This is a genomic window from Methylobacterium sp. C1, assembly GCF_001854385.1.
Taxonomy (GTDB): domain Bacteria; phylum Pseudomonadota; class Alphaproteobacteria; order Rhizobiales; family Beijerinckiaceae; genus Methylobacterium; species Methylobacterium radiotolerans.
Genome location: NZ_CP017640.1, coordinates 5,463,374 through 5,477,053 on the forward strand (window position 1 = coordinate 5,463,374; position 13,680 = coordinate 5,477,053).

A 13,680-nucleotide genomic window follows, 5' to 3' on the forward strand; every position below is an offset into this window, starting at 1 on the left:
GGCCTAGATCGCGGCGGCGGGATCGGTCTCGTCGCCGTCGCGGCTCCGCCGCTCGCGCGGCCGCCGATCCAGGAACGAGCGGCCGATGGCGCGCAGCGGCGCCGTGAGCCGGCGGACATCCTCGGCCCGCTCCATGATGCGCTCGCCGTTGCGGATCTCCTTGTCGAGCCGCGCCATCGTCCGGGCCAGGGCCGGATCATCGTCGTCCAGCCAGACCTGGGTCACGCGGGCGAAGGCGATGACCACGCCCTGCAGCTTGAGCTGCCCGAGCGAACCCTCGGTGTCGATCCCGGCCGCCGCCAGCATGTAGCGGTGCGAGTTCAGCATGACGCCGTTCAGCGCCAGCATCGAGAGCGGCTCGCCGCGGAGCGCGTAGGCGATCCGGCGCAGTGCCGGCTTGTAGGGCTCCATGGCGTCGAGGCGGCGCATCAGCACGTCGAACAGCCGCTCCCGGCTCGGCTCCTCCTCCAGGCCCGTGAGGTCGCCCTCCAGAACCTTGCGGTCGATGATGCGGGTCAGGCCGCCGAGGACGGCTCCCTTCGAGGGGAAGAGGTCGCGCAGCTCGGCCAGCGTGAGGCCGGCCTCGCGGGCGATGTCGCTGACCTCGATGTCGTTCCAGGGCTGCTCGGCGGCGAGGCGCATCAGGGCCTCGACGGCGGCCTCCCGGGGCGGCAGCTTCGGCGCACCGCCCTTCGCCCCCGCATCGGCAGCCTCGGCCGCACCGGCCCGGGCGGCCCCCGGCGCGACGCCCGCGGGCGCGACGCTCGCGTGGGCAGCGCTCTCTTGATCGGTGCCCGCCTTGGCGGAGCTCGCGGCCTTGCGGGGCCGCTTGGAGGGGGCTTTGCTGTCGGTCATGAGTCGGTCGCCCGGTCTGATCGGTCGTGTCGCCTCATGTAGGCGGACGGGCCGCGAAGGGCAGGTCCGTCGCGCGGCCATGCCGCACGGACGCTGCCCGATGTCAGCCCCCGCCATCAGCCCGATGTCAGCCGGACAGTTCCCCCGCCCGCCGACGGGCCGCGGCCACGGCCTCCCGCATCAGCGCGCCGAGGCCGTCCGGCCGCATCAGCACCTCGAGGGCCGCCGCGGTCGTGCCGCCGGGCGACGTGACGTTGCGGCGCAACTCCGCCGCCTCGGCCGGGCTGGCATCGAGGAGCGCGCCGGCCCCCGCCACGGTCGCCCGGGCGAGGCTGCGGGCGACCTCAGGTTCCAGGCCGGCCGCGATGCCGGCCTCCGCCAGGGTCTCGGCCAGCAGGAAGACGTAGGCCGGTCCGGAGCCCGAGACCGCCGTCACCGCGTCGATCTGCGCCTCGTCGGTGAGCCACGCCACCGCGCCGTTCGCGGCGAGCAGCGCCTCGGCGGCCGCCCGCTGCGCCGGGGTGACCTCGGGGCTCGCGCAGGCGCCGGTGGCGCCCCGGCCGATGCTCGCCGGGAGGTTGGGCATCGCCCGGACGATCGCGCGCGCCCGCGGCAGCCGGCCGCGGAGATCCGCGACGGTCTTGCCGGCCAGGATCGAGACGAGGAGCGTGTCGCGGCCGATGAGCCGGTCGAGCCCGGGGGCCGCCGTGTCCAGGCCCTGCGGCTTGATCCCCAGGACCAGGACGGCGCCGGGCTCGGGGTCGGTCGGGTTCAGGGCGATGCCCCGCTCGGTGCAGAGATCCACGATCGGGCGCGCGGGCACCGGGTCGACGATGGTGGTGCGGCGCGGGTCGAGGCCCGCGTCCAGCCAGCCCGCCAGCATCGCGCCGCCCATCTTGCCGGCCCCGGCCAGGACCAGGGAGGCGGGCATCCGCGCCGTCGAGGCGCCCGGCCCGGTCACGCCTCGCCTTCGGTCTCGAACAGGACGGCGTCGAGGGCCTCGCGGGCGCTCTTGCCGGCCCAGAGGACGAACTGGAACGCCTGGAAGTAGCGCTCGCAGGCGTCGACCGCCGTCCTCATCATGGTGGCGCATTGCGGATGGGTCGGGACGGCGCCGCCGGTCAGCAGCAGCGCGTGCCGGAACATCACCACGCTGTCGGTCGTCCAGAGGTCGAAGTGGCCGACCCAGAGCTGCTCGTTGATCAGGGCGATGAGGCGCATCACCTCGGTGCGCTGCCGCTCCGGCACCTTGAGGTCGAAGGCGCAGGCGACGTGCAGCGCCTCGACGTCCTCGATCCACGTGAAGGCGACGTTGTAGTCGGTCCAGCGACCGGGGCTCGTGACCGACATCTCGTCGGTCTCGGCCCGGTCGAAGATCCAGTCGCGCAGGGAGGCCAGCCGCTCGACGACGTCGAGCGGATGCTCGTTCCGGTCCGGGTCGTGGAAGTCGACGTTGAGAAGCGGCATGACGATCCAAATGGACGGCCCGGACGAGATCCGGCCCGACGTGGCGGTGACGCGAAACCGGAGCGCGAGAACACTCCGAGAACTTGAACGACCGGCAGATCTAGGCCGGCGGTGATGCGATCGACTGTCGAAGCTCTGCGGACATTGCCCCGCTGCCCCCGAATCACCCTATGCCCGACTATAGACCGGCCGTGACTCGCGACACAAAGTGCAGGTCACATTCAGTGAACAGGAAACCGGATCGTCGACGCCGCTTCCTGTGTAAAAGCCCGCGGCGTTGCCGCGGAGACTCAGACCACCTCGCTTAGGCCCGCGGCGCCCGCTCCGGCGCTGCCGGCTCGCGCCTCCAGGGCCGCCACGCGGGCCGTCAGGGCCTCGTTCTGCGCCTGCAGCTGGGTCACGAGGTCGCGGAGCACGTCGAGCTCCTCGCGCGAGGCGATGTCGAGGTCGCGGACGACGCGCTCGAGCTGCGCCCGGACCACGGTCTCGGCCTCGCGGCGGACGCCCTGGGCGGCGCCGGCGGCGTCGGTCATCAGGCGGGCGAGGTCGTCGAACAGTCGATTGGAGGGGGGCATCGGGGTCTCCCGGATCGGCCGGCTGCCGCGGCGGCCGCCTGACGGCGCGATTCGAGCCGACGAGATAGGAATCTTCGCGATGGGGAGCAACGCCCGGCCCGGTCCGGGACCGAGCGGGGAGGCGGAGCAGGGCCGTCGAGGCCCGCTCCGCCGACGCCATCACATGTGGCGCATCATGCGGCGGTGCATGCGGCGATGCATCATCCGGCGCTCCATCCGGCGGTGCATCATGCGACGCTCCATGCGCCGGTGCATCATGCGGCGCTCCATCGGGGTCAGGCGGACGTGGGTCACCGCGTCGGGGGCCGCGACGGCGCCGGGCATCGCGGGGGCCGCCGAGGCCGGCTGGACGAGGGCGGCGCCGCCGAGGGAGGCCAGCACGGCGAAGGCGAAGGTCAGTTTCCTCACGAGGAGACTCCAGTTCTCTGAAGGCCGGGCTCGGCGCCCGGTTCATCCTCCCGGATGGGAGGTGCGGAGAGTCGTCTCGTGCCGGGGGACGGCACGGCGGGCCTGCGAGGACCCGCCGCCATCAACTTTCGATTTAGAGATTCGTTTCCTCGAACGCCTTCACCCACTCGGCGCAGATGCCCGAGCGGACGATGTCGTTGCGGGTGAACTCCACCACCGGGATCGGCATCATCCGGCTCTTGACCATGTGCATGACGGTGCGCAGGCCCGAGGTCTCGCGGAGATCCGTCTGCGAGACGTCGCCGTTGATGATGACCTGGCAATCGTCGCCGATTCGGGTCAGGAACATCTTGATCTCGTTGATCGTGGTGTTCTGCGCCTCGTCCAGGATCACGAGGCAGTTCTTGAAGGTCCGGCCGCGCATCACCTCGAAGGGGACGATCTCGATGTCGCCGGTCTTCAGGGCGATCTCGAAGGCGGCGGCGCCCATGCGCTCCTTCATGGCCTCGGTGAGCGGGGCGACCCAGGGGGCGATCTTCTCTTCCAGGGTGCCGGGGAAGTAGCCCAGCGACCGGCCCGAGGGCACGTTCGGGCGGGTGATGACGACCTTGGCGATGCGGCGCTGGCGGAGCTGGTCCGCCGCGCGGGTGCCGGCGATGAAGGTCTTGCCGGTGCCGGCGGGCCCCAGGACGATGACCTGCGGCGAGCGGGCGAGGGCGTCGAGGTACTCGGCTTGGCGCTCGGTGAGCGGTTGGATGGGAGCGAGATTGCGTTCTTCGTCGAAGCGTGTGCGATGAATGCGGGACGTGCGGTCTTCAACCAGTTCAAGTCGTGCGCGGCGTCTCTTCATGGATGTACACTCCAACGGGACTTGCCAACCTGGATCTGTATCTGAACTGCCGTTTACCTGCGTGCTCCCGGGTCTACTCGTTTGCGGAACTTAATACCGGCCCCAGGCCGAAGGTTCCGCCCCGCGCTCGTCCGCCTGTGGAGAGCGTCACGACGTTTCGTGCGCGGCCGAATACGCGATGCAACTGACGCACCATCGCGATTCGCGCCCGACGATTGCGCGTCGGGTGTGACTAAGGGGTGACGGTCGGTCGAGAGGCTTCGGAAAAGCCGCGCGGCTGGCGCGGATGCATCAGGTTCGGGACGGTGGTGTCGCGGTGACGCGGCATCCGGCACGATCGCGATCCTCCCCGCCCGCACGGGCGAAGCCGGCCGACCCTGCCGCCCTGACACGTCCGGGCTTGGTCGGCGGGACTAGCTCGATCCGGCCTGGACGAAGCTGTCGAGGACCATCTTCCGGCCGGCCTTGTCGAAGTCAACGGTCAGCTTGTTGCCGTCGACCGCGGCGACCGTTCCGGGGCCGAACTTGGTGTGGAAGACCCGCTGGCCGGCCTGGAAGGCCGAGGGCGCGCCGGTCGACTTGGCGATCAGCTCGCCCTCGATCTGGCGCGGACCGCCCGCTTGGCCGCCGGACCGGCCGCCCGGGGTCGCCGCGCGGAAGCCGCCCGCGGCGCCGAACCCGGACCGGCCGCCCGGCGCGGTGTTGGCCTGCGCCCGCTGCCAGCCCGGCGTGCCGTAGCTCGACCCGAACGGCGCCGGGTTGCGGTCGAACCGCGAGGCGCCGGCGGAGAAGTGGGCGGGGGCCTCGACCACGTCGACCGCCGTCTCGGGCAGCTCGTCGATGAACCGGGACGGGATGGTCGAGGACCAGAGCCCGTGGATGCGCCGGTTGACCGCGAAGGACAGCTTCGCGCGCTTGCGCGCCCGGGTCAGGCCGACATGGGCGAGGCGCCGCTCCTCCTCCAGGCCCGCCCGGCCGCTCTCGTCCAGCGCGCGCTGGTTCGGGAACAGGCCGTCCTCCCAGCCGGGAAGGAACACGGTGTCGAACTCGAGCCCCTTGGCGGCGTGGAGCGTCATCAGCGAGACCCGCTCGGCGCCCTCGGCCTCGGAGGCCTCCATCACCAGGGAGACGTGCTCCAGGAAGGCCGCGAGGTCGGGGAACTCCTCCATGGAGCGGACGAATTCCTTCAGGTTCTCCAGCCGGCCGGCGGCGTCGGCGGAGCGGTCCTTCTGCCACATCTCGGTGTAGCCGGACTCCTCAAGGATGGTCTGCGCGACCTCGCTGTGCGGCTGCGATTCCACGAGCCGCGCCCACCGCGAGAAACTCTCGGTGAGCGCCCGCAGGGTGGAGCGGACCCGGGGCTTCAGCTCGTCGGTCTCGCACAGGCGCTCCGCGGCGATCCGCAGCGGCAGCCGGTTGGCGCGGCCGTAGGTGTGGAGCTGCTGCAGGGTAGCGTCGCCCAGGCCGCGCTTCGGCGTGTTCACGATCCGCTCGAAGGCGAGGTCGTCGCTGACGTTCACGGTGGCGCGCAGGTAGGCCAGCGCGTCGCGGATCTCGGCGCGCTCGTAGAAGCGCGGGCCGCCGATGACCCGGTAGGGCAGCCCGAGCTGGACGAACCGGTCCTCGATCTCGCGCATCTGCGCGGAGATCCGCACCAGCACGGCGATCTCCGACAGGGGGTGCTGCTTGGACTGGAGGGATTCGATCGACTCGGCGAGCATCCGCGCCTCCTCCTCGGAATCCCACGCGCCCGTGACGGTGACGCGCTCGCCCGGCTCGTCGTCGGTGCGCAGGGTCTTGCCGAGGCGGCTCTCGTTCTTGGCGATCAGCCCGGAGGCGGCGGCCAGGATGTGGCCGGTGGAGCGGTAGTTGCGCTCCAGCCGCACCACCACCGCGCCCGGGAAGTCGTGCTCGAAGCGCAGGATGTTGTCGACCTCGGCGCCGCGCCAGCCGTAGATCGACTGGTCGTCGTCGCCCACGCAGGCGATGTTCTTCCGGGCCTGCGCCAGCAGGCGCAGCCACAGGTACTGGGCGACGTTGGTGTCCTGGTACTCGTCGACCAGGATGTAGCGGAACCGGTCCTGGTAATTGGCCAGGACGTCGGGGTTCTCCCGCCAGAGCTTGAGGCAGAGCAGCAGGAGATCGCCGAAATCGACGGCGTTCAGCGTCGCGAGCCGGGCTTGGTAGGCCGTGTAGAGGGCGCCGCCCTTGCCGAACGCGAAGGCCGCGGCCTCGCCCGGGGGCACCTGCTCGGGGCCGAGGCCGCGGTTCTTCCAGCCGTCGACGGCGTGCGACAGGGCCCGGGCCGGCCAGCGCTTCTCGTCGACGTTCTGGTCGGCGATGACCTGCTTCATCAGCCGGAGCTGGTCGTCGGTGCCGAGGATGGTGAAGTCGGATTTGAGCCCGACCAGCTCGGCGTGGCGGCGCAGGATCTTGGTGCCGATGGCGTGGAAGGTGCCGAGCCAGGGCATGCCCTCGCCGGCCGGCCCGATCAGCGCGCCGATCCGGTGCTTCATCTCCCGGGCGGCCTTGTTGGTGAAGGTCACCGCCAGGATGTCGAAGGGACGCGCCCGCCCGGTGGCGATCAGGTGGGCGATGCGGGTGGTCAGCACCCGGGTCTTGCCGGTGCCGGCGCCGGCCAGCACCAGGACCGGGCCCTCCGTGGTCTCGACGGCGCGGCGCTGCTCGGGGTTCAGCCCCTCGAGGTAGCCGGCCGCCTCGCGGCGGAGGGCGCCCATGGCGCGGGCGGCGATGGACGTGGCGGGCGCGCCGTCCCCGGCGGCCTGCGGATGCGGACGGTTCTGCATCCCGCTTCCCTGGACCAAATCGCGAACGGCGTCGAGGCCGTTCGCGCCGCGGAGGGGGGCGGAGCCGTGAAACGCGGCTGTCCGCGCCGGGACGATCCGGGGTCTGCAGGCGCGCGCCGCCTGCCCCTCGGCGGCCGCGGATCGGCACGTGTGCGACCGGGGGCCGCCAGCGGCGGAGCGCGACGAGCCCCCTCTCCTCCACGGGAGAGGGGACCCGCGCCGGGTCCGGAGGCCGCAGGCCCGGCGTGCCGCGAGCCGCTCCCGACCGTGGCATCGCCGCTGGCGCCCCCGGCGGCTTATCGTGCTATGGCCGTGGCGACTGACTCGCGGGGGCACGCGGGGCACGGCGGCCCGGTGAGGTCGCGGCCTCGCGCAGAGATGGTGCGGAACGGGACCATTGCGTGATCTTCTGACCGCGCTGGCGTGCGCCGTCATCCTGGTTCTCGTGGCGGCGCTCGCGGTTCCGCCCTTCGTCGACTGGCAGGCCCATCGCGGGCTCGTCGACCGGGCGCTCGCCCGGTCCCTCGGCGTGCCGGTCCGGACCGACGGCCGGATCGAGGTCCGCCTGCTGCCGTCGCCGCGGCTGCGCGTGGACCGCCTCCACCTCGGCACCGATCCGGACCGCCCGAGCCTGGATGCCCGGTTCGTCAAGGCCGAGATCGCCCTCGCGCCGCTCCTGAAGGGCGAGTTCCGCTTCACCGAGACCCGGATCGGCCGGGCCGAGATCAAGCTCCCGGTCGCCGGCCCGGACACGCTGAAGCTGCCGCCCGATTTCGGCGGAGCCCTGCGCGACCGCGACCTCGCCATCGAGAACCTGCAGATCCAGCAGTTCCTCGTCACCACGCAGGTCCCCGCCACCGGGCGGACCGACCAGCTCTACGTCCAGGACCTCCGCCTGCAGGCGCCGGCCCTGGTCGGGCCCTGGCGGATCGAGGGGACGAGCGGCGGCATCCCGTTCCGAGCGGTCAGCGGCACGCCGGGGCCGGACGGGCGCCTCGCCGCCAAGATCTCGGGCGGCGGCGACGCGGCGCCGCGCTTCGAGGCGGACGCGCGGTTCGGCCTCGCCCCTGCCGAGGCCGGCGGCACCCAGGTCGAGGCCGAGGGCTCCGCCCGCCTCGTCGTCGGGCCGCCGACCCAGGCGGCCGGCGCCTACCTGCCGTTCTCGCTGGCCGGCACCTTCAAGGCCCGGGGCACGCAGGTGCGGTTCGAGGCCATCGACCTCGCCATCGACCCCGGCGGCCGGGCCCTGCGGCTCGGCGGCACCGGACGGCTCGACCTGCGCCAGTGGCGCGCCGGTCTGACCCTGGACGCCCGCCGCCTCGACCTCGACGCCTTCCTGGCCTCGGCGGAGGGGCAGAACCTGATCGCCCGCGGCCTGCCGCGCTCGGCCGGCAGCCTGCCGGCGATGCTCGACCTCGACCTCACCGTGGGCAGCGCCGTTCTGGGCGGCGAGGACTGGTCGAACCTCGCCCTCACCGGCACCCTGGAGCGGGCCGGCGGCCTGCTGCTGCGCCGCTTCGCGGTGACCGGCCCGGCCGAGTCCACCGTGACGGCGAGCGGGCAGGTCGAGACGGCGCCGCTGCGCTTCTCCGGTCCGGTGGCGCTCGCCGCCCCCGACTCGGAGGCGCTCGGCCGCTACCTCCGCCGCCTCGGCGCCGAGGGGCCGCTCGTCGCGCTCCTCGACGGGCGGAAGATCGAGGCCGCCGCCGACCTGTCGGCCGCCGGCACCGGCCTGTCCCTGCGCAACATGCGCCTGGGCCTCGGGCCGGCGCGGATCACCGGCAACGCCCGCTACACCGCCGCCGAGGGCACCGAGCGCGGCCGGTTCGAGGCCCAGATCCGCGCCACCGGCCTCGACATCGCCGGCCTGCCGCCCCTCGGGACGGCGCTCGGCACCCTGCGCGACACCGACCTCGCCCTGACCCTGGAGGCCAAGGACGTCCGGTTCGGCGCCGCGGGCTCCGGCACCGGCACGATCGCGGCGCGGATCCAGTCGGACGGCGCCGGCCTCACGGTCGACAGCCTCGACGTCACCGACCTCGCCGGCGCCAGCGCCCGGCTGTCCGGGCAGATCGGCGCGGACGGGACCGGCCGCGTCTCCGGGCGCCTGAAGGCGCCGGCGGCGGCGCCCCTGCTCGGCCTGCTCGAGCGGGTCTGGGTGGGCGAGATCCGCCTGCTGCCCGCCTTCCTGCGGGACGCGCCCCTCGACCTCGCCGTCACCCTCGACCGGGAGGGCGGCGCGGCCGCGGCCCTGCGGACCCAGGCCCGGGGCAGCGCCGGTGGCGGCACCCTCGACCTGACGCTCGCGAGCCGCGGCGCGCGGATCGAGGGCGGCACCGCCATGCTCGCGGCGCCGCGGGCCGGGCCGTGGTTCGGCCGCACCGACATCCCGGGGCTCCAGCAGCCCGCCGAGCTGCACCTGACCGCCGAGAGGCCGGACGGCCAGGCCCTCGCCCTGACGGCGAACGGCACGGTCGCGGGCCTGCGGCTCGCCACCGGCCGCCCGATCCTGGTCGGTCCCGACTTCGTCCCGACCGGCGGCACGCTCCGCGCCGACACGGCGGACCTGGCGCCGTTCCTGACGCTGGCCGGCGCCGCGACCCTGGCGCCGGGGGCGTGGCCGGCCGACCTCACCGTCACGCTGTCGCGGCAGCAGGGCGAGGCCGCCGCCGCGCTCGCCGGCACGGTGGCGGGCGCGGGGGTGAACGGGACGCTGCTGCGGGCGGCGGGCGGGGCCCTGCACGGCCGCCTCGCCCTCGACCGGCTGTCGATCCCGCAGCTCGCCGCCGCCCTGGTGATCCCGCCGGGCGCCAACGGCGCGTTCGCGCCGCCGACCGCCCACCCGGCCGTGTCCCTCGACGTCCGCGTCGCCAGCCTGGATCTCGGCCGCGGCCTCGTCGCCACCGACGCGGCCGCCGCCCTCGGCCTCGCCGACGCGGGCCTCACCCTGCGCGACCTGACCGGCAAGCTCGCCGGCGGCCGGCTCGCGGGCTCGGTGACGGTCGCCCGGCCCGGGGCCGGGGCCTCGGTCTCGGGCTCGGGCAGCCTCGACGGCGCGGCGCTCCCGATCCTGGCCGGCGGACCGTTCGGCGGCCGCCTGAGCGCCGACCTGCGCTTCGCCGCCACGGCCGAGACCCTGTCGGGCCTCGCCGACAGCCTCTCGGGCAGCGGCGCGCTCACCCTGACGGACCTGAGCCTGCCCGCGGCCGATCCCGCGGCCCTCGGCCGGGCGCTGGCCCGCGCGGCCGAGATGGACGACCCGCTCCGCGAGGGGCGGCTCCAGGCCCTGGTCACCGAGGAGCTCGCCCGGGGCGGCGCGCAGGCGCGGGGATCCGCCCGGGCCGCCGCCACGATCGTGGGGGGCGTGCTGCGGGCCGGGCCGTTCGACCTCGATCTCGGGCCGGCCCGCTGGGCCGGCACCGTCGGCTACGACCTGCGCGCCGGCCGCCTCGACGTCCGCGGCACGCTCGTGGGCGGCCCGGTGCCCCGCGGCTGGAATGCCGGTCCGCCCGCGGTCCAGTTCGGCCTGACCGGGCCCCTGAGCGCGCCGGAGCGCGCGCTCGACGTCGGCACCCTGTCGAACGGCCTCGCGGCCTTCGTGCTCCAGCGCGAGCTGGAGACGATCGAGCTGACCGAGGCCGACCAGGTGGAGCGTCAGCGCCGCCGCGCCCGGATCGAGATGGACCGCGCCCGCGCGGCGGCCCTCAAGGCCGCGGCCGAGAAGGCCACCGCCGACAGGGCTGCCGCCGACAAGGCCGCCGAGGAGGCGGCGAAGCGGGTCCGCAATCCGGAGGAGGGGATCGCCCAGCCGCCGGCGCCCGCCGAGGCCCGGCCGTGAAGCCCCGGCCGCGTCCCGACGGGCCGGGGCGACGCGGAGGCCGCGAAGGGGCCGTCCAGAGCCGACGGTGACCCCCGGAGCCCTCCTTCGAGGCTCGCCGGGGCGGGCACCGCGGGATGAGGGCGTGGAAGGGGGCGATCACCCCGAGAGCCTCGGGCGCAGCACCCCGTCGCGGACGCCGCGCCCGCGCGGCGCTCAGGCCTTGCCCACCGCCATGAGCGCGAAGGCGTAGATCAGCGCCACCTCCTCCAGCCGGTCGAACCGGCCGGCGGCGCCGCCGTGGCCGGCCTCCATGTTGATCCGCAGGAGCACCGGCCCGCCGCCCGTCATGGTGGCGCGCAGCCGCGCGACCCACTTGGCCGGCTCCCAGTAGGTCACCCGCGGGTCGGTGAGCCCGCCGAGCGCCAGGATCGCCGGGTATTCCTTGGCGGCGACGTTGTCGTAGGGCGAGTACGACAGGATCGTCCGGAAGGCGGTCTCGCTCTCGCCCGGGTTGCCCCATTCGGGCCATTCCGGCGGCGTCAGCGGCAGCTCCGCGTCCAGCATGGTGTTGAGCACGTCGACGAAGGGCACGTCGGCGACGATCCCGGCGAACAGCTCCGGCGCGAGGTTGGCCACCGCCCCCATCAGCATCCCGCCGGCCGACCCGCCGTGGGCGACGATGCGCTTCTCGGACGTGTAGCGGGCCTCGATCAGCGCCCGCGCGCAGGCGATGAAGTCCGTGAAGGTGTTGGGCTTCTTCTCGCGCTTGCCGTCGAGGTACCAGCGCCAGCCCTTCTCGGTGCCGCCGCGGATATGGGCGATCGCGTAGACGAAGCCGCGGTCGACGAGGCTCAGCAGGTTCGTGCGGAACGCCGCCGGCATCAGCGTGCCGTAGGAGCCGTAGCCGTAGAGCAGCAGCGGCGCGCCGCCGTCGAGGGCGAGGTCCCGGCGATGCAGCAGCGAGATCGGCACCTGCTCGCCGTCGGGCGCGGTGGCGAAGAGCCGCCGGGTCACGTAGGCGGCCGGGTCGTGACCGCTTGGCACCGCCTGCCGCTTGCGCAGGAGCCGGGTGCGGGCCGCGCAGTCGTAGTCCCAGGTCTCCGACGGGGTCGTCATCGACGAGTAGACGAAGCGGATCGTGGCCGTGTCGAAGGCGAGACCGGCCCGCAGGCCGAGGGAGTAGGCCTCCTCGGCGAAAGCGACCGTGTGCTCGGTACCGTCGGCGAGGTCGCGCACGACGATCCGCGGCCTGGCGTTCTCGATCTCCAGCCGGATCAGGTGGCCGGCCAGCAGGTGCAGGTGGCGGATCATCACCCCGGACCGGTGCGGCACGAGGTCGGTCCAGTGGGCGCGGCCCGGATCGTCGAGCGGCGCGGTGACGATCTTGAAGTCCTCGGCGCCGTCCGCGTTGGTGCGGATGAACAGGCGGTCGCCGCGGTGCTCGACCCCGTAGATCAGCAGCGGCGTGCGCGGCTCGACGAGGCGCAGGCGGGCGTCCTGCGCGTGCCGGTCGAGGAGCCGGACCTCGGAGGTCTCGTGGTCGCTCACCGTCACGTCGAGGAAGGCGCCGGACTGCGTCTTGCCGATGTGGACGAAGTAGCCGGCGTCGGCCTCCGTGTAGACGGTCTCGTCCTCGCTCTGCCCCGTGCCGACGCGGTGGCGCATCACCTTGGCGGGCCGGTGGTTGGCGTCGACCGCCACGTACCAGAAGCTCGCGCCGTCCGCGGCCCAGACCGCCTCGCCGGAGGTCGCCTCGACCCGGTCGTCGAGGTCGAGGCCGGTGGCGACGTCGCGCACCCGGATCGTGTAGAGTTCCGAGCCCTTGGTGTCGACGCTCCAGGCGAGGCGGGCGTGGTCGTCGGAATGGACGGCGGCGGCGATCTCGAAGAACGGCAGGCCCTCGCCCTCGCGGTCGCCGTCGATGAGGATCGTCTCGTCCGGGTCCGGCCCCGACTCGGGCACGTCGGGGGCGGTGGCCGGCCGCCGGCAGATCAGCGGGTGCTGCCCGCCCTCGCGGTGGCGCGTGTAGTACGCGAAGGGCCCGTCGGGCTCGGGGACGCCGCTCTCGTCCTCCTGGATCCGCCCGCGCATCTCGGCGACCAGCTGGCGCCGCAGCTCCGCGCTCCCGGCGAGCGCCGCCTCGGCGAAGGCGTTCTCGGCCTTCAGGTAGGCGGCGATGTCGTCCGGCAGCGCGGCCGGGTCCTTCAGGACCGTCTGCCAGTTCTCGGCCTTCAGCCACGCGTAGTCGTCAATGATCTCCTGCCCGTGGACGCTGAAGCGCCGCGGCCGGGCCTCGGCCACCGGCGCGCCGGTCCTGTGAGCGAGCAAGCCGTGGCCGATCTCCGTCATCGTCTCTCCCGTCGGGTCCCGTCGCGCGCGGGTGTCGCGTCCGGGTGAGCGGATGTGTCCCGCCGGGCGCGCGGATGCAAGGCGTCCGGAGGCGGGGCCGGGGCGGGAGCCCTGTGCCGCCGGCCGGGTCGGCGCGGCCGCGGGACCGGCGCCGACCCGTTGCCTCGCGGCATCGGTGGCGCGGGAAACGGCCGGGCCGCGGACGGGATCCGCGCGTCCGGTCCCGCGCCGGAGCGGCGTCCGGAGCCGCGCCGGGGCGGCCGGATCGGGCGGTCTCGGCGGGGACCGCGAACCCGCCAGGGACTTGGCGCAGCGGCCGTTTTCCGCCGCGTCCCGGCACCGGATCGCCCCGGGTGCTGCACAGGTCGTGACAAGTCGAGCCGAGCACAGGCCTGAGATAACCGGCCTGGGATTATCCGGCGCCGCGATCCGTCCGACCTAAAGGGGGATGTGCGGATGGTGGAATGGCCGATTCGATGCATGTTGTGTCTGCGGATTACCGGAAACATCGTACGAAGCGTGGGACAACGGGCGTTCTGGCGGGTGTCG

9 protein-coding genes are annotated in these 13,680 nt (G+C 74.0%); 1 reads left to right on the forward strand and 8 read right to left on the reverse strand.

Annotation, left to right across the window (positions count from 1 at the left end; translation table 11 throughout):
* Positions 1 to 3 precede the first annotated feature (3 nt).
* The 7 genes from BKE41_RS25265 to BKE41_RS25295 form a co-directional block, all read right to left on the reverse strand.
* On the reverse strand, positions 4 to 855 hold the full coding sequence (locus BKE41_RS25265; RefSeq protein WP_107645317.1) for a TetR family transcriptional regulator: 852 nt from the start codon (positions 853 to 855) through the stop codon (positions 4 to 6).
* A gap of 127 nt (positions 856 to 982) precedes the next feature.
* Complete coding sequence (proC, locus tag BKE41_RS25270) at positions 983 to 1,786, reverse strand: pyrroline-5-carboxylate reductase (protein WP_041372842.1); 804 nt, start codon at positions 1,784 to 1,786, stop codon at positions 983 to 985.
* Between the two features lie 26 nt (positions 1,787 to 1,812).
* Positions 1,813 to 2,322 carry a YbjN domain-containing protein gene (locus tag BKE41_RS25275; protein WP_012321857.1) on the reverse strand — a complete coding sequence of 170 codons (510 nt, stop codon included), beginning with the start codon at positions 2,320 to 2,322 and terminating at the stop codon, positions 1,813 to 1,815.
* Positions 2,323 to 2,612: 290 nt separating this feature from the next.
* Entirely contained in the window at positions 2,613 to 2,897 is a 285-nt protein-coding gene (locus BKE41_RS25280; RefSeq protein ID WP_012321858.1) for an accessory factor UbiK family protein, read from the reverse strand.
* Positions 2,898 to 3,056: 159 nt separating this feature from the next.
* The gene (locus tag BKE41_RS25285) at positions 3,057 to 3,305 is read right to left on the reverse strand and encodes a hypothetical protein (protein WP_012321859.1); all 249 of its coding nucleotides are present in this window, start codon (positions 3,303 to 3,305) and stop codon (positions 3,057 to 3,059) included.
* Positions 3,306 to 3,438: 133 nt separating this feature from the next.
* Positions 3,439 to 4,155 (reverse strand): PhoH family protein, encoded by a 717-nt coding sequence (locus BKE41_RS25290; RefSeq protein ID WP_012321860.1) that lies wholly within the window; start codon positions 4,153 to 4,155, stop codon positions 3,439 to 3,441.
* Positions 4,156 to 4,568: 413 nt separating this feature from the next.
* Positions 4,569 to 6,962 (reverse strand): UvrD-helicase domain-containing protein, encoded by a 2,394-nt coding sequence (locus BKE41_RS25295; protein ID WP_071000258.1) that lies wholly within the window; start codon positions 6,960 to 6,962, stop codon positions 4,569 to 4,571.
* Positions 6,963 to 7,359: 397 nt separating this feature from the next.
* Here BKE41_RS25295 and BKE41_RS25300 point away from each other — a divergent pair, with 397 nt between their 5' ends.
* Positions 7,360 to 10,800: an AsmA-like C-terminal region-containing protein gene (locus tag BKE41_RS25300; RefSeq protein WP_071000259.1), complete on the forward strand. Its 3,441-nt coding sequence runs from the start codon at positions 7,360 to 7,362 to the stop codon at positions 10,798 to 10,800.
* A gap of 195 nt (positions 10,801 to 10,995) precedes the next feature.
* On the opposite strand, the gene BKE41_RS25305 is transcribed toward BKE41_RS25300, so the two are convergent.
* Positions 10,996 to 13,131, reverse strand: a complete 2,136-nt coding sequence (locus tag BKE41_RS25305; protein ID WP_071000260.1) for a S9 family peptidase — start codon at positions 13,129 to 13,131, stop codon at positions 10,996 to 10,998.
* Between the last annotated feature and the right edge of the window lie 549 nt (positions 13,132 to 13,680).